The following is a 21,273-nucleotide window of genomic DNA, read 5'->3' as shown; positions in this document are numbered from 1 at the left end:
CATTACTCCATCCGTCGTCTGACAAGCCACGTCCTTAATTTTTTGGAATGAGCTATGTCTACAACAACGTTAACCCGCCGCGAGCAGCGCGCTAAAGCCCAGCATTTTATCGATACGCTGGAAGGGACTGCCTTTCCCAACTCGAAACGCATCTACGTGACCGGTTCGCAGCATGATATTCGCGTACCGATGCGCGAAATTCAACTGAGCCCGACGCTCATCGGCGGCAGCAAAGACAACCCGCAGTTTGAAGAGAACGAAGCCGTGCCGGTGTACGACACCTCCGGCCCGTATGGCGATCCTGAGGTGGCGATTAACGTCCAGCAGGGTCTGGCGAAACTGCGCCAGCCGTGGATTGACGCACGTAACGATAGCGAAGAATTGGACGACCGTAGCTCGGCTTACACCAAAGAACGTCTGGCCGACGATGGCCTGGACGATCTGCGTTTTACCGGCCTGCTGACGCCGAAACGCGCTAAAGCGGGCAAGCGCGTCACCCAGTTACATTACGCCCGCCAGGGGATCGTCACTCCCGAAATGGAGTTCATCGCCATCCGTGAAAATATGGGCCGCGAGCGCATTCGCAGTGAAGTGCTGCGCCACCAGCATCCGGGCATGAACTTTGGCGCGCGCCTGCCGGAAAACATTACGCCGGAATTCGTGCGTGATGAAGTCGCCGCGGGCCGCGCGATTATTCCCGCCAACATCAACCACCCGGAATCCGAGCCGATGATTATCGGCCGCAACTTCCTGGTCAAAGTGAATGCCAACATCGGCAACTCGGCGGTCACCTCCTCCATCGAAGAAGAGGTGGAAAAACTGGTCTGGTCGACCCGCTGGGGGGCGGATACGGTAATGGACCTTTCCACCGGTCGCTATATTCACGAAACCCGTGAGTGGATCCTACGTAACAGCCCGGTACCGATCGGCACCGTCCCGATCTACCAGGCGCTGGAAAAGGTCAACGGGATCGCCGAAGATCTTACCTGGGAAGCGTTCCGCGACACGCTGCTGGAGCAGGCTGAACAGGGCGTCGACTACTTCACCATCCACGCGGGCGTGCTGCTGCGCTACGTGCCGATGACCGCCAAGCGCCTGACCGGCATTGTCTCACGCGGCGGTTCAATCATGGCGAAATGGTGCCTTTCTCATCACAAAGAGAACTTCCTGTTCGAACATTTCCGCGAGATTTGTGAAATCTGCGCCGCCTACGACGTTTCCCTGTCGCTGGGCGACGGCCTGCGTCCCGGCTCCATTCAGGACGCCAACGACGAAGCGCAGTTCTCCGAGCTGCATACGCTGGGCGAATTGACCAAAATCGCCTGGGAATACGACGTGCAGGTGATGATTGAAGGCCCGGGTCATGTACCCATGCATATGATCCAGCGCAACATGACCGAAGAGCTGGAGAGCTGCCATGAAGCGCCGTTCTACACCTTAGGGCCGTTGACCACCGATATCGCGCCGGGCTATGACCACTTTACCTCCGGCATTGGCGCCGCGATGATCGGCTGGTTCGGCTGTGCGATGCTGTGTTACGTGACGCCGAAAGAACATCTCGGCCTGCCAAACAAAGAAGATGTGAAGCAGGGGCTGATCACCTACAAAATCGCCGCCCACGCTGCTGACTTAGCGAAAGGCCATCCGGGCGCGCAGATTCGCGATAACGCGATGTCGAAAGCGCGCTTTGAATTCCGCTGGGAAGATCAGTTTAACCTCGCGCTCGACCCGTTCACCGCCCGCGCTTATCACGATGAAACCCTGCCACAGGAGTCCGGCAAAGTGGCGCACTTTTGCTCGATGTGCGGGCCAAAATTCTGCTCGATGAAAATCAGCCAGGAAGTCCGCGATTACGCCGCCGCGCAAGCCATTGAAGTCGGCATGGCGGATATGTCGGAAAACTTCCGCGCCAAAGGTGGCGAAATTTATCTCAAGCGGGAGGAAGTCTGATGTATCAGCCTGATTTCCCGACCGTGCCGTTCCGCCTCGGGCTTTACCCGGTGGTGGACAGCGTTGCATGGATTGAACGCCTGCTGGAGGCGGGCGTGCGCACCATCCAGTTGCGTATCAAAGATAAGCGCGATGAAGAGGTAGAAGCGGATGTTATTGCCGCCATCGCGCTGGGGCGTCGTTATGACGCCCGGCTGTTTATCAACGATTACTGGCGGCTGGCGATTAAGCACCGCGCCTACGGCGTACATCTGGGCCAAGAAGACCTTGAAACCACCGACCTGAAGGCGATTCAGGCGGCGGGGTTACGCCTCGGCGTATCCACTCACGATGATATGGAGATAGACGTCGCGCTCGCCGCTAAGCCTTCTTATATCGCGCTGGGTCATGTCTTCCCCACGCAAACCAAGCAGATGCCTTCCGCCCCGCAGGGACTGGCGCAGTTGGCCAGTCATATTGAACGACTGGCGGATTACCCCACCGTGGCGATTGGCGGCATCAGCCTTGAACGCGCTCCGGCGGTGCTGGCGACCGGCGTCGGCAGTATTGCCGTGGTCAGCGCCATCACCCAGGCCGCCGACTGGCGCGCCGCTACCGCGCAGTTACTGGCAATCGCGGGAGTGGACGATGAATGACCGCGATTTTATGCGCTACAGTCGGCAAATCCTGCTCGGCGATATCGCCATTGAAGGCCAGCAAAAGCTGCTCAATAGCCATGTATTGATTGTCGGCTTAGGCGGATTGGGTTCGCCTGCCGCGCTGTATCTGGCGGGAGCAGGCATCGGCACACTGACGCTGGCGGATGATGACGATGTTCATCTGAGCAATTTGCAGCGCCAGATTCTATTTACCACCGATGATATCGCGCGTTCAAAATCTCAGGTTGCCCAGCAGCGCCTGACACAGCTCAACCCGGATATCGAACTGGTATCACTGCAGCAGCGACTAAAAGGCGAGGCACTGCGGCATGTGGTAGCACACGCCGACGTAGTGCTCGACTGTACCGACAACATGGCGACCCGTCAGGAAATTAACGCCGCCTGCGTGGCACTGAATACACCATTAATTACCGCCAGCGCCGTCGGCTTTGGCGGCCAATTGATGGTACTGACGCCACCGTGGGAGCAAGGCTGTTACCGCTGCCTGTGGCCTGACGATGTCGAGCCTGAACGCAACTGCCGTACCGCCGGTATCGTCGGACCGGTTGTTGGCGTGATGGGCACTTTGCAGGCGCTGGAGGCAATCAAATTACTCAGCGGGATGGAAACGCCGAGTGGCGAGCTACGCCTGTTTGACGGTAAAACCAGCCAGTGGCGCAGCCTGGCGCTGCGTCGTGCCAGCGGCTGTCAGGTCTGCGGAGGGCAACATGCAGATTCAGTTCAATGATGAACCGATGCAGTGCGCCGAAGGGCAAACCGTCAGCAGCCTGCTCGCTACGCTTAATCAGCTTCAACCGGGCGCGGCGGTGGCGCTCAATCAACAAATCCTGCCGCGCGAGCAGTGGGAACAGCAAATCGTGCAGGAAGGCGACCAGATCCTGCTTTTTCAGGTTATTGCAGGGGGTTGATATGCTACGTATTGCCGACAAAACGTTTGATTCACATCTGTTCACCGGCACCGGAAAATTTGCTTCGTCGCAACTGATGGTCGAGGCGATTCGCGCCTCCGGCAGCCAGTTGGTGACACTGGCGATGAAGCGCGTGGATTTACGTCAGCACAACGACGCTATCCTGGCGCCGCTCATTGAAGCGGGCGTCACGCTGCTGCCCAATACCTCCGGGGCGAAAACCGCCGAAGAGGCGATCTTCGCCGCCCAGCTAGCGCGTGAAGCGCTGGGCACCCATTGGTTGAAATTAGAAATCCATCCGGATGCCCGCTGGCTATTGCCGGATCCGATCGAAACGCTAAAAGCCGCCGAGGCGCTGGTGAAGCAGGGTTTTGTGGTGCTGCCCTACTGCGGCGCGGATCCGGTGTTGTGCAAGCGGCTGGAAGAGGTCGGCTGCGCGGCGGTGATGCCGCTTGGCGCGCCTATCGGTTCGAATCAGGGGCTGGAAACCAAAGCGATGCTGGAGATTATTATTCAGCAGTCCACCGTGCCGGTGGTGGTTGACGCCGGGATCGGCGTGCCCAGCCATGCCGCTCAAGCGCTAGAAATGGGCGCTGATGCGGTGCTGGTTAACACCGCTATTGCCGTGGCGGACGATCCGGTGATGATGGCAACCGCTTTCCGCCTGGCTGTAGAAGCGGGAGTACTGGCGCGTCAGGCGGTGCCGGGTAATCGTAGCACCTACGCCAGCGCCACCAGCCCGCTCACCGGATTTCTGGAGGCGTTAGCATGAAAACCTTCACCGACCGATGGCGGCAGCTGGAGTGGGACGACATTCGTCTGCGCATCAACGGTAAAACCGCCGCTGACGTGGAACGCGCGCTTAACGCTCCACAGCTAAGTCGTGACGACCTGATGGCACTGCTCTCCCCCGCCGCCGCCGATTATCTGGAACCGATGGCGCAGCGGGCACAAAGGCTGACCCGACAACGCTTTGGCAACACCGTCAGTTTCTACGTGCCGCTTTATCTCTCAAACCTCTGTGCCAACGACTGCACCTACTGCGGCTTCTCCATGAGCAACCGCATCAAGCGTAAGACGCTGGATGAGGCTGAAATTGCTCGCGAGTGCTCAGCTATCCGTGAGCTGGGTTTTGAACATCTGCTGTTGGTCACCGGCGAACATCAGGCCAAAGTCGGCATGGACTATTTCCGTCGCCATCTCCCGGCCATTCGTCGCCAGTTTTCCTCGCTGCATATGGAAGTGCAGCCGCTGGCGACCGAGGAGTATGCCGAGCTGAAAACGCTGGGGCTGGATGGCGTAATGGTGTATCAGGAGACCTATCACGAACCGGTATACGCTCAGCACCATTTACGGGGCAAAAAGCAAGACTTCTTCTGGCGGCTGGAGACGCCAGACAGACTGGGACGCGCGGGGATCGATAAAATTGGTTTAGGCGCGCTAATCGGGCTTTCCGACAGCTGGCGGGTTGATTGCTATATGGTGGCGGAGCATCTGTTGTGGATGCAAAAACAGTACTGGCAGAGTCGCTATTCTGTTTCCTTCCCGCGTCTGCGTCCGTGTACTGGCGGTGTGGAACCCGCATCTGTGATGGATGAAAAGCAACTGGTGCAAACGATTTGTGCTTTCCGGTTATTGGCGCCGGAAATTGAATTATCACTCTCCACCCGCGAATCGCCCTGGTTCCGAGACCATGTGATTCCTCTGGCAATCAACAACGTCAGCGCCTTCTCAAAAACCCAGCCCGGCGGCTACGCTGACGATCATCCGGAACTGGAGCAGTTTTCTCCCCACGATGCCCGTCGGCCTGAAACCGTAGCAAGCGCGTTAAGCGCGCAAGGGTTACAGCCCGTGTGGAAAGACTGGGACAGTTGGCTGGGGCGCGCTTCGCAAATGCGGTGAACCCGTATGTAAACGCATTAGTATTTCACGAACGAGTACGTAATGCGAAAAACGGGAGATTGTTATCGACCTCCCGTTTTTTTATGTCCGTTCTGAACAGCACTGCGATTTTAAAGTTGGCTGTAGTAGAGAAAACTGAGCATCAAATATTTTTTCGCCGAAACTTGATAGTTCATGCCAATATTTTATGTATTCAATAGCATGATTATTGCCATTTCCGCTACTGCACATGCCTCGCCCATGAACTTTGCGTAAACTGACTGGTATTCATTATAATGTTATCATGCTTAAACTCAATAAAATCGCAAAAAGAATTATAATCTTCATTTAAAGAATAATTAAAATGTTTTCTAATTCCATTACATACACCATCAGAATAGGGATCAGCATCAAATTTAGTATGCATTATTTCTAATCCAGCAAGTAAAGCCGGGTGGTTATTGCGATCAACTGCTATTATCCCGTTCTCCATAGAAGCACGGCCATCTATCCTTTCTACATGAACAGCGATTCCATCCGGAATATATATACCCCCCAATTTTTCCGTGATAATCATATCAGCATCGAGATATATACACCCACTATTTGTTGATAAATCATAACACCCAACCTTATCCGCCTCCAAAAATAACTGACCAGCCTTTAACATAGCCATATTCCTGTAAAAATCAAACCATCCATGGCCTTTATCCAGTAAGTAAGATTTAATTAATGAATCATTACCCTCTTGAATATCACTCAATTCTTTTTTTAATAGCTGCAGTAAATGATAATCCCTTTTTTCTTCTGGCATGGACTCTTGCTTAGAAATATTTCCCATATAAATTTCTGATAATTTTTTATCGTACATGCTAAAGTCAATATCATTTCTATATATGACTTTTATGTTTTCATAGTCATACTCAAGTTTTGAAAAAGCATCCTTTTGTCCTGGAAAAAAATCACCATCTACAAAAATACCTATAAGACGTTCTTTTTCAATTGTTGCTGCTTTAATGATATTGTTAAGGTAGGGGTTTTTCTCTGTGTTAATTATAGGTATATCATTTTTCCCAAAGCGAGCAGGATTCCGCTCAAACCACTGGAAAAGAAGAGGGATTTTCTCATCTAAAAAGCACAAGGGATAATCTTTTCCATTAAAACTTGTAAACTGAATGTCCCTGTCGGTAACAGTTTTAACCAATTCATTTTTTGAAAGCGCGGGAACATATCTATTTAATGGTGGGATCATAACAATTAAATGCTCCATGCTTACTTCATTACATATTTTACATGATGATTATTAGCACATGTTTTTTAGCGTTGCAATCGCTGTCAGCTAAAAGATGCTAAATTAAGCATTAACCGGTGGATACATAAATACCCTACTAGTGAGCAATTAAATAAATAGCTTGTTAACTTTATTTTTATTCCAGAAATGACATCATATTTATAATTCCTGTAATAAGGTAAAACAAAGACCTTAATGGAATTAAATGCTTCATTTAATGATTTAAAATTTCCCGCGTAAACAACCAATAAAACAGGTTTATCATTTAATGTATGAACAGCAGGTATTTTATAATGGCGAGCCAATAGACTTTAATAACTTAGATTTATGGGATAAATTTAAAGTCACATTTGGATTTAATGTTACAGAAAAAAAGAAACCCAATGGTAAAAAATTCAATTTTGAGTATTGTGGATTCTCTACTTTTATTACGCCGGTTGATGGCGTTGACGGGATTTTAGCAAAGTGGTTCTCAAACAAACATAATGTAATTGTCCCAACGCCTTATACATTCGGTCAGGACCCCATTCCTGGCGTCAATCTTTATCGTAATACAAAAGCAAAATTTGTTATGGCTAACGGCGGTAATAGTCTTCCCTGTGCGATGGCAAAATATAACGCAAAAACTGGACAATTTATTCATATAACCAGTGATAGTGAGTTTTCACCAATGATACGAGAAACAAGAGTCATAAAAAAATAATTCATTTATTCATTAAATTTATAATTACAGATAAAATCAAGAGCCAGCATGGCATTGAAAAATAAAATACGGCTTTTTTATCCGCGCTGATTTTGACTCGAAGAAGAATAACGGTGGCGACAATAATAATAAGACAATAAATAAATATAAGTAATGATTTATGGTGAAGTATATATAACGATAGAAACAATAAAAAAGCGGACAGAACGTTTGAAATGGTTATCTTTTTTGTAAATACCAAAAGACTAAACATTAAATAGATTAATGAAATAATCGCTGGCATTTTCTTTCCTTGTAGGCAAGCGACCCGGAATTCGGCATCCAGCATGAAGCTGGTGGAGGGACAAATACCCCTCCACCATTTAACGATTACTCGTTATCAGAACCGCCCAGACCTGCGTTCAGCAGTTCTGCCAGGCTGGCAGATGCATCTTCCGCAGTGACCTGCGGTGTTGCTGGCTGCTCGCCCGCGGCGCGACGGCGCATACGATCCTGGTGGTACGCGTAACCGGTACCGGCCGGGATCAGACGACCCACGATAACGTTCTCTTTCAGGCCGCGCAGTTCGTCGCGTTTGCCCGCAACGGCTGCTTCGGTCAGGACACGCGTGGTCTCCTGGAACGATGCGGCAGAGATGAACGATTCGGTTGCCAGGGACGCTTTGGTGATACCCAGCAGATCGCGGGAGAAGGTAGCCCCCACTTTGCCGTTCGCTTCCAGCTCGCGGTTAGCGATCTTGACGCGAGAGTATTCAACCTGTTCGCCTTCCAGGAAGTCGGAACTACCGGCGCTTTCGATGGTAGCTTTACGCAGCATCTGACGAACGATAACTTCGATGTGTTTATCGTTAATCTTAACGCCCTGCAGACGGTATACATCCTGGACTTCGTTAACGATGTAACGCGTCACAGCATGAACGCCACGCAGACGCAGAATGTCGTGCGGCGCTTCCGGACCATCGGAAATCACATCACCACGTTCTACACGTTCCCCTTCGAACACGTTGAGCTGACGCCATTTCGGAATCATCTCTTCGTACGGGTCACTACCATCAACCGGCGTAATCACCAGACGACGTTTGCCTTTGGTTTCTTTACCGAAGGAAACGATACCTGCGATTTCAGCAAGGATTGCCGGTTCTTTCGGACGACGCGCTTCGAACAGGTCGGCAACGCGCGGCAGACCACCGGTGATATCCTTGGTACCGCCGGATTCCTGCGGAATACGCGCCAGGGTGTCACCAGAACTGATCTGTACGCCATCTTCCAGCTGTACAATCGCTTTACCCGGCAGGAAGTACTGCGCAGGCATATCGGTACCCGGGATCAGAACGTCATTACCCTGAGCATCAACGATTTTCAGCGCCGGACGCAGATCTTTACCACCGGTAGTACGTTCAGCCGAATCCAGAACCACCAGCGAAGACAAACCGGTCAGTTCGTCGGTCTGACGCGTAATGGTCTGACCGTCGATCATGTCAGTGAAGCGGATGAAACCACTCACTTCGGTGATAACCGGCATGGTATGCGGGTCCCAGTTTGCCACGGTTTCGCCGCCGGCAACCTGCTCGCCATCACCTTTCGCCATGACAGCGCCATAAGGCACTTTATAGCTCTCTTTGGTACGACCGAATTCGTCGATCAGCTTCAGTTCGGTGTTACGGGAAGTGATAACCAGTTTACCGCTGGAGTTCACAACCGACTTCACGTTGCTGAGCTTGATGCTACCTTTGTTTTTCACCTGGATGCTGGATTCAGCAGCCGCACGCGATGCCGCACCACCGATGTGGAACGTACGCATCGTCAGCTGTGTACCCGGTTCACCGATGGACTGTGCCGCGATAACGCCGATAGCTTCACCTTTGTTGATGATGTGGCCACGCGCCAGGTCACGACCATAGCAGTGCGCACATACACCAAAGTCGGTGTCGCAGGATACAACGGAACGCACTTTAACGGCGTCAACGGAGTTTGCTTCCAGCAGGTCACACCACTGTTCGTGCAGCAGCGTGTTGCGTGGAACCAGAATGTCCGCGGTACCCGGTTTCAGCACATCTTCCGCCGTCACACGACCCAGAACGCGGTCACGCAGCGGCTCTTTCACGTCGCCACCCTCGATAACCGGGGTCATCAGGATACCTTCGTGCGTACCACAGTCATCTTCGGTCACCACCAGATCCTGCGCGACGTCAACCAGACGACGGGTCAGATAACCGGAGTTCGCGGTTTTCAGTGCGGTATCCGCCAAACCTTTACGCGCACCGTGGGTGGAGATGAAGTACTGGAGTACGTTCAGACCTTCACGGAAGTTCGCGGTGATTGGCGTTTCGATGATGGAGCCATCCGGCTTCGCCATCAGACCACGCATACCAGCCAGCTGACGAATCTGTGCCGCAGAACCACGCGCACCGGAGTCGGCCATCATGTAGATGCTGTTGAAGGAAACCTGCTGCTCTTCCTGGCCGTCACGGTTAATCACGGTTTCGGTTTGCAGGTTATCCATCATCGCTTTGGATACACGATCGTTCGCCGCAGCCCAGATATCGATAACTTTGTTATAGCGTTCGCCAGCGGTTACCAGACCAGACTGGAACTGCTCCTGGATCTCAGCAACTTCAGCTTCCGCCTCAGAGATGATCTCGTGTTTTTTCTCCGGGATGACCATGTCATCAATACCAACGGACGCACCTGAACGCGCTGCATAAGCAAAGCCGGTGTACATCGTCTGGTCCGCAAAAATAACGGTCGGTTTCAGGCCCAGAATACGGTAGCAAGTGTTCAGCATTTTGGAGATCGCTTTCTTGCCCAGCGCCTGGTTGACGATGGAGAAAGGCAGACCTTTCGGTACGATCATCCACAGAATGGCGCGACCAACGGTCGTGTCTTTCAGGCTGGTGTGCGCAACGAATTCGCCGTTTTCATCTTTTTCATATTCAGTGATACGCACTTTAACGCGCGCATGCAGAGAGGCCAGACCTGCGCGATAGATACGCTCAGCTTCTTTCGGGCCAGTCAGCACCATGCCTTCGCCTTTGGCGTTAACACAGTCACGGGTCATGTAGTACAGACCCAATACCACGTCCTGAGACGGAACGATGATAGGTTCGCCGTTCGCCGGAGACAGGATGTTGTTGGTAGACATCATCAGCGCACGCGCTTCAAGCTGGGCTTCCAGCGTCAGCGGTACGTGAACAGCCATCTGGTCACCATCGAAGTCGGCGTTATATGCCGCACAAACCAGCGGGTGCAGCTGGATAGCTTTACCTTCGATCAGTACCGGTTCAAATGCCTGGATACCCAGACGGTGCAGTGTCGGCGCACGGTTCAGCAGTACCGGGTGTTCGCGGATAACTTCGTCCAGGATATCCCAAACGACAGCTTCTTCGCGCTCAACCATTTTCTTCGCGGCTTTGATGGTGGTGGCCAGGCCACGCAGTTCCAGCTTGCCGTAGATGAACGGTTTGAACAGCTCCAGCGCCATTTTCTTCGGCAGACCGCACTGATGCAGACGCAGGTATGGACCTACGGTGATAACAGAACGACCGGAGTAGTCAACACGCTTACCGAGCAGGTTCTGACGGAAACGACCCTGTTTACCTTTGATCATGTCGGCCAAAGATTTCAGAGGACGCTTGTTAGAACCGGTGATCGCACGACCGCGACGACCGTTATCCAGCAGGGCGTCAACCGCTTCCTGCAGCATACGTTTTTCGTTACGTACGATGATGTCCGGCGCAGCCAGATCCAGCAGACGCTTCAGACGGTTGTTACGGTTAATGACGCGACGATACAGATCGTTCAGGTCAGAAGTCGCGAAACGACCACCATCCAGCGGAACCAGCGGACGCAGATCTGGCGGCAGAACCGGCAGAACGGTCAGGATCATCCACTCTGGCTTGTTGCCAGACTGTACGAAGGCTTCCAGCAGTTTGATACGCTTGGTCAGCTTCTTACGCTTGGTTTCGGAGTTGGTTTCGTTCAGCTCTTCGCGCAGAGTTTCACACTCTTGCTCCAGATCCATGCTCTTCAGCAGGGCCTGGATAGCTTCCGCACCCATCTTCGCGTCGAATTCGTCACCGAACTCTTCCAGCGCGTCCAGATACTGCTCTTCAGTCAGGATCTGTTGACGTTCCAGGTTGGTCATACCGCCTTCGATAACCACATAAGATTCGAAGTACAGTACGCGTTCGATATCGCGCAGCGGCATATCGAGCAGCAGACCGATACGGGACGGCAGCGATTTCAGGAACCAGATGTGAGCAGTCGGGGACGCCAGCTCGATGTGGCCCATACGCTCACGGCGTACTTTGGTCTGGGTCACTTCAACGCCGCACTTCTCACAAATAACACCACGGTGTTTCAGGCGCTTGTATTTACCGCACAGGCACTCGTAGTCTTTTACCGGCCCAAAGATACGAGCGCAGAAAAGGCCGTCACGCTCAGGTTTGAACGTACGGTAGTTGATGGTTTCCGGCTTTTTAACTTCACCGAAAGACCATGAACGGATCATGTCTGGCGAAGCCAGAGCAATTTTGATCGCATCAAACTCTTCGGTTTTAGTCTGCGCTTTCAGAAACTTTAATAAATCTTTCACGGATTTGCTCCCGTCGGAGTTAGCACAATCTGGTGTCGGGTTTTACCCCGACACCAGTGACCTGTTTGAGCGAGAATTACTCGTCTTCCAGTTCGATGTTGATGCCCAGCGAGCGGATCTCTTTCAACAGAACGTTGAAGGATTCCGGCATACCCGGTTCCATCTGATGGTTGCCGTCCACGATGTTCTTATACATCTTGGTACGACCGTTCACGTCATCAGACTTAACGGTGAGCATTTCCTGCAGGGTGTAGGCGGCGCCGTAAGCTTCCAGCGCCCACACTTCCATCTCCCCGAAGCGCTGACCACCGAACTGCGCCTTACCACCCAGCGGCTGCTGAGTAACCAGGCTGTAAGAACCGGTAGAACGCGCATGCATCTTGTCATCAACCAGGTGGTTCAGTTTCAGCATGTACATGTAACCGACGGTTACCGGACGTTCGAACTGTTCACCCGTACGGCCATCGAACAGGGTGATCTGACCGGATGTCGGCAGGTCGCCCAGTTTCAGCAGCTCTTTGATTTCCGCTTCTTTCGCACCGTCGAACACTGGTGTGGCAATCGGCATACCTTTGCGCAGGTTTTCTGCCAGACGCAGCACTTCATCATCGCTGAAGGTGCTCAGGTCGACTTTCTGACGAACGTCGGCTCCCAGATCGTAGGCACGCTGGATGAATTCGCGCAGTTTGGCGACTTCCTGCTGCTGTTTCAGCATGGCGTTAATCTTGTCGCCAATACCTTTTGCAGCCATACCCAGGTGGGTTTCCAGAATCTGACCGATGTTCATACGAGACGGTACGCCCAGCGGGTTCAGTACGATGTCTACCGGCGTGCCGTTTTCATCGTAAGGCATGTCTTCGATCGGGTTGATCTTAGAGATAACACCCTTGTTACCGTGGCGACCTGCCATCTTATCACCCGGCTGGATACGGCGTTTAACGGCCAGATAGACCTTCACGATCTTCAGCACGCCCGGCGCCAGATCGTCGCCCTGGGTGATTTTACGGCGCTTCGCTTCAAGTTTTTTCTCGAACTCGTGTTTCAGCTCGTCATACTGCTCAGCCAGTTGTTCCAGCTGATTTTGTTTCTCTTCGTCGGTCAGACCGAGTTCCAGCCAGCGGTCGCGCGGCAGTTTGTCGAGCTTCTCAGCTTCAACGCCGCCGGACACAAGTACCGCACGGATACGGCTAAACAGGCCCGCTTCAAGGATCTGCAATTCTTCAGACAGGTCTTTTTTCGCCTGCTTGAGCTGCATCTCTTCGATTTCCAGAGCACGTTTGTCTTTTTCTACGCCATCGCGAGTAAAGACCTGAACGTCGATAACCGTACCGGAGACACCGTTAGGTACGCGCAGAGAAGAGTCTTTAACGTCAGACGCTTTCTCACCGAAGATCGCACGCAGCAGTTTCTCTTCCGGCGTCAGCTGGGTTTCACCTTTCGGCGTTACCTTACCGACCAGAATGTCGCCGCCAGTCACTTCCGCGCCGATGTAAACGATACCGGATTCATCCAGTTTGGAGAGCGCAGCTTCACCCACGTTCGGGATATCAGCGGTGATCTCTTCCGGCCCCAGCTTGGTGTCACGGGACACGCACGCCAGTTCCTGAATGTGGATGGTGGTGAAACGGTCTTCCTGGACAACACGCTCGGAAACGAGGATGGAGTCTTCGAAGTTGTAGCCGTTCCACGGCATGAACGCCACGCGCATGTTCTGACCGAGCGCCAGTTCACCGAGGTCGGTGGACGGACCGTCTGCCAGCACGTCGCCGCGTTCAACCGGCTCGCCCAGAGACACACATGGCATCTGGTTGATACAGGTGTTCTGGTTAGAGCGGGTGTATTTGGTCAGGTTATAGATGTCGATACCCGCTTCGCCCGGGTACATCTCGTCTTCGTTAACTTTGATAACGATACGGGATGCATCCACGTACTGAACAGTACCGCCACGTTTAGCTACTGCAGTAACACCGGAGTCGACGGCGACAGCACGTTCCATACCGGTACCCACCAGCGGCTTATCAGCACGCAGAGTCGGAACCGCCTGACGTTGCATGTTCGCACCCATCAATGCACGGTTGGCGTCATCGTGTTCCAGGAACGGGATCAGGGACGCACCGACGGAGACCACCTGCTGGGTGGAAACGTCCATGTAATCAACCTGGTCGCGGCTGAACAAGCTGGATTCGCCTTTGCTACGGCAGGTCACCAGATCTTCTACAAAGTGGCCTTCGTCATCCAGGTTGGAGTTCGCCTGAGCGATAACGTAGTTGCCTTCTTCGATAGCAGACAGGTAATGAATTTCGTCAGTGACCACGCCATCAACCACACGACGGTACGGCGTCTCAAGGAAACCATATTCGTTAGTCTGTGCGTACACGGACAAGGAGTTGATCAGACCGATGTTCGGACCTTCCGGCGTTTCGATAGGACATACGCGACCGTAGTGCGTCGGGTGTACGTCTCGAACTTCGAAGCCTGCGCGTTCGCGGGTCAGACCGCCTGGGCCGAGTGCGGAGATACGACGTTTGTGCGTAATCTCAGACAGCGGGTTGTTCTGGTCCATAAACTGAGACAGCTGGCTGGAACCAAAGAACTCTTTCACTGCGGCGGAAATCGGCTTGGCGTTGATCATATCCTGAGGCATCAGGGTATCCAGATCGCCCAGAGACAGACGCTCTTTCACCGCACGCTCTACACGCACCAGGCCAACGCGGAACTGGTTTTCCGCCATTTCGCCGACGGAACGGATACGACGGTTGCCGAGGTGGTCGATATCATCCACTTCGCCTTTACCGTTACGGATATCGATGAGCTTCTTCATGACATCAATGATGTCGTCTTTGCTCAGGATACCGGAACCTTCGATTTCGTCGCGCAGCAGAGAACGGTTGAACTTCATACGACCCACCGCAGACAGGTCATAGCGGTCTTCGGAGAAGAACAGGTTCTCGAACAGGCTTTCAGCCGCTTCGCGTGTCGGCGGCTCACCAGGGCGCATCATGCGGTAGATTTCTACCAGCGCGCTCAGACGATCGTTGGTTGGGTCGACGCGTACCGTTTCAGAAATGTACGGGCCGTGGTCCAGATCGTTGGTAAACAGCGTTTCGATACGCTTGTGGCCGGACTGGCTCAGCTTAGCCAGCAGATCCAGGCTCAGCTCCATGTTCGCCGCGCAGATCAGCTCGCCAGTGGATTCGTCAACGTAGTCTTTAGAGACGACTTTACCTGCGATGTACTCAACCGGAACTTCGATATGCTTGATATCGTCTTTTTCCAGCTGACGGATGTGACGCGCGGTAATGCGACGGCCTTTTTCAACGTACACTTTGCCGTTAGCTTCGATATCGAACGACGCGGTTTCGCCGCGCAGACGTTCTGGAATCAGCTCCATCTGCAGCTTGTTGTCGCGAATTTCGAAGACCACTTTCTCAAAGAACAGGTCAAGGATCTGCTCAGTGGTGTAGTTCAGCGCACGCAGGATGATGGTCGCAGGCAGTTTACGGCGACGGTCGATACGCACGAACAGGTTGTCCTTCGGATCGAATTCGAAGTCCAGCCAGGAACCACGGTAAGGAATGATGCGCGCGTTATACAGCACTTTACCCGAAGAGTGGGTTTTACCTTTGTCGGAGTCAAAGAAGACGCCCGGACTACGGTGCAGCTGAGAAACAATAACACGCTCAGTACCGTTGATAACAAAGGTACCGTTGTCGGTCATGAGCGGAATTTCGCCCATGTAGACTTCTTGTTCTTTAATGTCTTTAACGGTGCCTTCCGGCGCTTCGCGCTCGTAGATCACCAGACGCAGTTTTACGCGCAGCGGTGCGGAATAGGTCACGCCACGGATCTGACATTCCTGAACGTCAAACACCGGTTCGCCAAGGCGGTAGCTGACGTACTGCAGCTCGGAATTACCGCTGTAGCTCTGAATCGGGAACACGGAACGGAAGGCTGCTTCCAGGCCGTACTGCCCTTCAGGATCTTGCTCGATAAACTTCTGAAACGAGTCAAGCTGGATAGAAAGGAGATAAGGTACATCCAGAACTTGTGGACGTTTACCAAAATCCTTACGAATACGTTTTTTCTCGGTATAGGAGTAAACCATAGGGTTCCTCAGCTCGCTGACAAGTCGACCCATCTGTCCTGCGGGGGACAGTTTGTGCAACACTATTTTGTTGACCGGAAAATGGATACTTTCCGCAATGCCTGTTGCTATCACGCTTAAACCATTTCATTGCGATTTACACAGAACGTACGCTCTGTCGCAGTATATTAAGTCGTCGATAGAAACAAGCATTGAAAGGCACAGCAGTAGTCAAACAGTGTGAAACGCTACTGGCGCCTTACAGCGCAAAAAGGCTGGTGACTAAAAAGTCACCAGCCATCAGCCTGATTTCTCAGGCTGCAACCGGAAGGGTTGGCTTATTTAACTTCAACTTCAGCGCCAGCTTCTTCCAGAGATTTTTTCAGTGCTTCAGCGTCATCTTTGCTCACGCCTTCTTTCAGAGCGGCCGGAGCAGATTCTACCAGGTCTTTAGCTTCTTTCAGACCCAGGCCAGTTGCGCCACGTACTGCTTTGATAACAGCAACTTTGTTAGCGCCAGCAGCTTTCAGAATTACGTCGAATTCAGTTTTTTCTTCAGCAGCTTCAGCCGGGCCAGCAGCTACAGCTACAGCAGCAGCAGCGGAAACACCGAATTTTTCTTCCATTGCAGAAATCAGTTCTACAACGTCCATTACGGACATAGCGGATACTGCTTCAATGATTTGATCTTTAGTGATAGACATTTAAATTGTTCCTGAATATCAGAATAAGTTTATACGTAAGCAAATGCTTGATAAAGACAACTGCGATTACGCAGCTTCTTTTGCATCGCGTACAGCAGCCAGTGTGCGAACCAGTTTGCCAGCCGAAGCTTCTTTCATGGTTGCCATCAGGCGTGCAATTGCTTCTTCGTAGGTCGGCAGAGTTGCCAGGCGGTCGATCTGAGACGCCGGGATCAGCTCACCTTCAAAGGCTGCAGCTTTGACCTCAAATTTTGCATTCGCTTTCGCGAACTCTTTGAACAGACGAGCAGCAGCGCCCGGGTGTTCCATAGAGTATGCAATCAGGGTCGGACCAACAAACGTGTCTTTCAGGCACTCGAACTGAGTACCTTCAACGACGCGACGCAGCAGGGTGTTACGAACAACACGCATGTATACGCCAGCTTCACGACCTGCTTTACGCAGTTCAGTCATTTTATCTACAGTTACGCCACGGGAATCCGCAACTACTGCAGACAGCGCGCCTTTGGCTACTTCGCTGACTTCAGCAACAATCGCTTGTTTGTCTTGAAGATTTAAAGCCATTAGCTTTGCTCCTGGATGTTTGCCGGAACTCATGTTCCGGAACTCACTTCACTCATCTCAACGAGAAGAGCGTCTTAATACGGTGAGCAGAAACAAGCCAGAGTATCAAAAATAATCTTAGCGTTCTGTCACCGTCTACGCAGGGGATTAAGCCTCTTGCGAGACGCCTGCGGTCTTCGACGGAGGCCTGGATAGGCCAGGCTCCAACGAACAAATTCTTTCTATGACTTCGTCCTTTGAACCGCAGCTGTGTTAGCTGCGCTCGTTCACACCAGTCACATACACCAGTCACATAGTTAACTATGCTCCTGGCGATTCACTCACTTGCTGCCTTGCTGCAATTCAAATGACTCGCATAGTGCTCTGTTATATTTCAACAGAATCGTGGGGGTAAGATTGTAGACAAAATCACCGCCCACGTAAAGACTAATCTTAGTTCGCAGATGCGCTCAGACCAGCCTGATCAACGGCAACGCCAGCACCCATGGTGGTGGAGATGCTAACTTTCTTGATGTACACGCCTTTCGCCTGGCTCGGTTTTGCTTTTTTCAGCGCAACCAGCAGAGCTTCCAGGTTTTCTTTCAGTTTGTCAGCGTCAAAGTCCACTTTACCGATGGTGGTGTGGATGATGCCGTTTTTGTCGTTACGGTAACGAACCTGACCTGCTTTAGCGTTCTTAACCGCTTCAGCAACGTTCGGCGTTACGGTACCGACTTTCGGGTTTGGCATCAGGCCGCGCGGACCCAGAACCTGGCCCAGCTGGCCAACAACGCGCATTGCATCCGGGGATGCGATAACAACGTCGAAGTTCATTTCGCCTTTCTTGATCTGGTCAGCCAGATCTTCCATACCTACCAGCTCAGCGCCAGCAGCTTTAGCTGCTTCAGCGTTCGGGCCCTGGGTAAATACGGCAACGCGAACAGAACGGCCAGTACCGTGCGGCAGTACAGTCGCGCCACGAACGTTCTGGTCAGATTTACGAGCATCGATGCCGAGGTTAACGGCAACGTCAACGCTTTCGTTGAATTTAGCAGTGGCCAGCTCTTTCAGCAGGGCAATAGCTTCGTTGATGTCGTACTGTTTGGTCGCATCAACTTTTTCACGGATCACGCGCATACGCTTGGTCAGTTTAGCCATTTCTTAGTCCTCCACTACCAGGCCCATGGAACGTGCAGTACCTTCGATGGAGCGAGTCATCGCTTCAATGTCGGCACCGGTCATGTCGGCAGCTTTGGTCTGCGCGATTTCCTGCAGCTGAGCGCGGGAAATTTTACCTACTTTGTCTTTGTTCGGCTTGCCGGAACCAGACTTGATACCAGCCGCTTTTTTCAGCAGAACAGCTGCCGGAGGCGTTTTGGTAACGAAGGTGAAAGAACGGTCAGCGTAAACGGTAATAACAACCGGAATCGGCAGACCTTTTTCGATGGAATCCGTTTTTGCGTTGAACGCTTTGCAGAATTCCATGATGTTCACACCCTGCTGACCCAGTGCTGGACCAACCGGCGGACTCGGGTTCGCCATACCAGCTGCAACCTGCAGCTTGACGTAGGCTTGTACTTTCTTAGCCATTCTAAATTCCTCGAATTGGGTAGTATCGCTTCAAAGAAGCTCCCCGTGATAAATATCGCTTTATGGGCATAAGGCCCATAAAAACAAAAGGCGCGAAATTGTATGTCAATTTCGCGCCCTATGCAACGATTAGATCGCTGCTTTTTTGATCGCAGCCTTACGCTTTCTCAACCTGGCTGAAGTCCAGCTCTACCGGGGTCGCACGACCGAAGATAGAAACAGACACTTTCAGGCGAGACTTCTCATAATCGACTTCTTCGACAACGCCGTTAAAGTCTGCGAACGGACCGTCGTTAACACGAACCATTTCACCCGGTTCAAACAGAGTTTTCGGCCGCGGCTTATCGCCAACCTGCTGCAGGCGGTTCATGATCGCATCGACTTCTTTGTCGCTGATCGGCGCCGGACGGTCAGAGGTACCGCCGATAAAGCCCATCACACGCGGCACGCTACGCACCAGGTGCCAGCTTGCGTCGTTCATGACCATCTGGACCAGAACGTAACCCGGGAAGAATTTGCGTTCGCTTTTGCGACGCTGGCCGCCACGGATCTCAACGACTTCTTCAGTCGGCACCATGACTTCGCCAAAAAGCTCTTCCATATTGTGTAATTTGATATGCTCGCGCAGCGATGTGGCTACGCGGCCTTCAAAACCGGAAAACGCCTGAACGACGTACCAGCGCTTTTTAGGTGCTTCAGACATCTCAGAACCTCAGGCCAGTGATAAAGGATACCAGGCGAACCAGAATACCATCCAGTCCCCACAGGATCAGTGACATAACTGCGGTAACCGCAGCGACGATCAGCGTGGTGTGCAGCGTTTCCTGGCGAGTCGGCCAAATGACCTTACGGACTTCGGTTCTCGCTTCACGGGCAAAAGCAACGGTTGCTTTACCTTTTGTCGTCAACAGCGCGACACCACCCGCTGCAGCAATCAGAATTACTACGGCCAGCGCACGCAGCGGCAGCATCATGTCGCGATAGAGGTAGTTGCCGACGATTGCGACGATCAGCAATATGGCAACAACTATCCACTTCATCGCTTCCAGGCCGCGCCCGCTCCCTTGAGCTTCGGTATTCGCACTCATAAACCAACCTGTCAGAAGTATTCTACAAACATTTTCACCCCGCAATCGCGAGGCAATCCAAATCGAAACGCTTATTCGCCTTTCGGATTATACGCCCTCTACAGAGCCTGTCTCAGCAATGATTATGACAAATAAAATCACTGATGAGCCAGGTTCTGGTGTGAAAGCGTGCAAAAAGGGCATCAAATGATGCCCTTTTATTGCGCATTGCGTCAAATGTTATCAGCGATTAGCCGAGAACTTTAGCAACAACGCCCGCGCCAACGGTACGGCCGCCTTCACGGATTGCGAAACGCAGACCGTCGTCCATTGCGATCGGGTGGATCAGGGTAACAACCATTTTGATGTTGTCGCCCGGCATTACCATCTCTACGCCTTCCGGCAGTTCGATGGTACCAGTCACGTCAGTAGTACGGAAGTAGAACTGCGGACGGTAGCCTTTGAAGAACGGAGTATGACGGCCGCCTTCATCTTTGGACAGAATGTACACTTCAGATTCGAACTTGGTGTGCGGCTTGATGGTGCCCGGCTTAGCCAGTACCTGACCACGTTCGATTTCTTCACGTTTGATACCACGCAGCAGAACACCTACGTTCTCACCGGCACGGCCTTCGTCCAGCAGTTTGCGGAACATTTCAACGCCAGTACAGGTAGACTTCTGAGTCTCTTTGATACCAACGATTTCAACTTCTTCGCCCACTTTGATGATACCGCGTTCTACACGACCGGTAACAACGGTACCACGACCGGAGATGGAGAATACGTCTTCGATCGGCAGCAGGAACGGCTTGTCAATCGCACGCTCTGGTTCCGGAATGTAAGAATCCAGGAAGCCAGCCAGTTCGATGATTTTCGCTTCCCACTCTGCGTCGCCTTCCAGCGCTTTCAGAGCAGAACCACGAACGATCGGAGTGTCGTCGCCCGGGAAGTCGTACTGAGACAGAAGTTCACGAACTTCCATTTCAACCAGTTCCAGCAGCTCTTCGTCATCAACCATGTCGCATTTGTTCAGGAACACGATGATGTACGGAACGCCTACCTGACGACCCAGCAGGATGTGCTCACGGGTCTGCGGCATCGGGCCGTCAGTCGCAGCAACAACCAGGATCGCGCCGTCCATCTGAGCAGCACCGGTGATCATGTTTTTAACATAGTCGGCGTGCCCCGGGCAGTCTACGTGTGCGTAGTGGCGGGTCGGGGTATCGTATTCAACGTGAGAAGTGTTGATGGTGATACCACGCGCTTTTTCTTCCGGCGCGTTATCGATCTGGTCGAATGC

The 21,273-nt window shown here is 52.4% G+C and carries 17 protein-coding genes and 1 pseudogene; 7 read left to right on the top strand and 11 right to left on the bottom strand.

Annotated features, from left to right (window positions below; all coding sequences use genetic code 11):
- Positions 1-54: 54 nt before the first annotated feature.
- The 6 genes from thiC to thiH are packed head-to-tail and all read left to right on the top strand — an operon-like array spanning position 55 to position 5,419.
- The gene (thiC, locus tag ABVN44_RS23810; RefSeq protein ID WP_023231857.1) at positions 55-1,950 is read left to right on the top strand and encodes a phosphomethylpyrimidine synthase ThiC; all 1,896 of its coding nucleotides are present in this window, start codon (positions 55-57) and stop codon (positions 1,948-1,950) included.
- Positions 1,950-2,585, top strand: a complete 636-nt coding sequence (gene thiE / locus ABVN44_RS23805; protein ID WP_023231858.1) for a thiamine phosphate synthase — start codon at positions 1,950-1,952, stop codon at positions 2,583-2,585. The genes thiC and thiE overlap by 1 nt, the downstream gene beginning before the upstream one ends.
- Complete coding sequence (gene thiF, locus ABVN44_RS23800) at positions 2,578-3,336, top strand: thiazole biosynthesis adenylyltransferase ThiF (RefSeq protein ID WP_023231859.1); 759 nt, start codon at positions 2,578-2,580, stop codon at positions 3,334-3,336. The genes thiE and thiF overlap by 8 nt, the downstream gene beginning before the upstream one ends.
- Positions 3,317-3,517: a sulfur carrier protein ThiS gene (thiS, locus tag ABVN44_RS23795; RefSeq protein WP_023231860.1), complete on the top strand. Its 201-nt coding sequence runs from the start codon at positions 3,317-3,319 to the stop codon at positions 3,515-3,517. Before thiF ends, thiS begins: the two co-directional genes overlap by 20 nt.
- A 1-nt stretch (position 3,518) precedes the next feature.
- Positions 3,519-4,289 (top strand): thiazole synthase, encoded by a 771-nt coding sequence (gene thiG, locus ABVN44_RS23790; protein ID WP_000944074.1) that lies wholly within the window; start codon positions 3,519-3,521, stop codon positions 4,287-4,289.
- On the top strand, positions 4,286-5,419 hold the full coding sequence (thiH, locus tag ABVN44_RS23785) for a 2-iminoacetate synthase ThiH (RefSeq protein ID WP_023231861.1): 1,134 nt from the start codon (positions 4,286-4,288) through the stop codon (positions 5,417-5,419). The genes thiG and thiH overlap by 4 nt, the downstream gene beginning before the upstream one ends.
- A 220-nt stretch (positions 5,420-5,639) precedes the next feature.
- Here the strand turns inward: thiH and ABVN44_RS23780 are convergent, their stop codons facing one another.
- On the bottom strand, positions 5,640-6,668 hold the full coding sequence (locus ABVN44_RS23780) for a type III secretion system effector arginine glycosyltransferase SseK1 (RefSeq protein ID WP_023231862.1): 1,029 nt from the start codon (positions 6,666-6,668) through the stop codon (positions 5,640-5,642).
- A 380-nt stretch (positions 6,669-7,048) separates the two neighbouring features.
- Between ABVN44_RS23780 and ABVN44_RS23775 the strand changes: the two are divergent.
- Positions 7,049-7,392, top strand: a pseudogene (locus ABVN44_RS23775) (cytoplasmic protein).
- Position 7,393: 1 nt separating this feature from the next.
- Here the strand turns inward: ABVN44_RS23775 and ABVN44_RS23770 are convergent.
- The 10 genes from ABVN44_RS23770 to tuf all read right to left on the bottom strand — a co-directional run.
- A complete protein-coding gene (locus ABVN44_RS23770) occupies positions 7,394-7,720 on the bottom strand; it encodes a hypothetical protein (RefSeq protein ID WP_077909207.1) in 327 nt (108 codons plus the stop codon).
- Between the two features lie 41 nt (positions 7,721-7,761).
- Positions 7,762-11,985, bottom strand: a complete 4,224-nt coding sequence (gene rpoC / locus ABVN44_RS23765) for a DNA-directed RNA polymerase subunit beta' (protein WP_000653965.1) — start codon at positions 11,983-11,985, stop codon at positions 7,762-7,764.
- A 76-nt stretch (positions 11,986-12,061) separates the two neighbouring features.
- Entirely contained in the window at positions 12,062-16,090 is a 4,029-nt protein-coding gene (gene rpoB / locus ABVN44_RS23760; protein WP_000263105.1) for a DNA-directed RNA polymerase subunit beta, read from the bottom strand.
- A gap of 317 nt (positions 16,091-16,407) precedes the next feature.
- Entirely contained in the window at positions 16,408-16,773 is a 366-nt protein-coding gene (gene rplL, locus ABVN44_RS23755; RefSeq protein WP_000028882.1) for a 50S ribosomal protein L7/L12, read from the bottom strand.
- A gap of 66 nt (positions 16,774-16,839) precedes the next feature.
- A complete protein-coding gene (rplJ, locus tag ABVN44_RS23750; protein WP_001207203.1) occupies positions 16,840-17,337 on the bottom strand; it encodes a 50S ribosomal protein L10 in 498 nt (165 codons plus the stop codon).
- 432 nt (positions 17,338-17,769) lie between these two features.
- A complete protein-coding gene (gene rplA, locus ABVN44_RS23745; RefSeq protein ID WP_001096676.1) occupies positions 17,770-18,474 on the bottom strand; it encodes a 50S ribosomal protein L1 in 705 nt (234 codons plus the stop codon).
- Between the two features lie 3 nt (positions 18,475-18,477).
- A complete protein-coding gene (gene rplK / locus ABVN44_RS23740; RefSeq protein WP_001085926.1) occupies positions 18,478-18,906 on the bottom strand; it encodes a 50S ribosomal protein L11 in 429 nt (142 codons plus the stop codon).
- 157 nt (positions 18,907-19,063) lie between these two features.
- Positions 19,064-19,609 carry a transcription termination/antitermination protein NusG gene (gene nusG / locus ABVN44_RS23735; RefSeq protein WP_001287521.1) on the bottom strand — a complete coding sequence of 182 codons (546 nt, stop codon included), beginning with the start codon at positions 19,607-19,609 and terminating at the stop codon, positions 19,064-19,066.
- Between the two features lies 1 nt (position 19,610).
- Complete coding sequence (secE, locus tag ABVN44_RS23730) at positions 19,611-19,994, bottom strand: preprotein translocase subunit SecE (RefSeq protein ID WP_001275691.1); 384 nt, start codon at positions 19,992-19,994, stop codon at positions 19,611-19,613.
- A gap of 229 nt (positions 19,995-20,223) precedes the next feature.
- Positions 20,224-21,273 (bottom strand): elongation factor Tu (tuf, locus tag ABVN44_RS23725; protein ID WP_025712197.1); only part of this gene is annotated, 1,050 nt, incomplete at its 5' end.

It is taken from the genome of Salmonella sp. SJTUF15570, assembly GCF_043357055.1.
Lineage (GTDB): Bacteria > Pseudomonadota > Gammaproteobacteria > Enterobacterales > Enterobacteriaceae > Salmonella > Salmonella enterica.
This window is presented reverse-complemented; position numbering and strand designations above follow the sequence as displayed.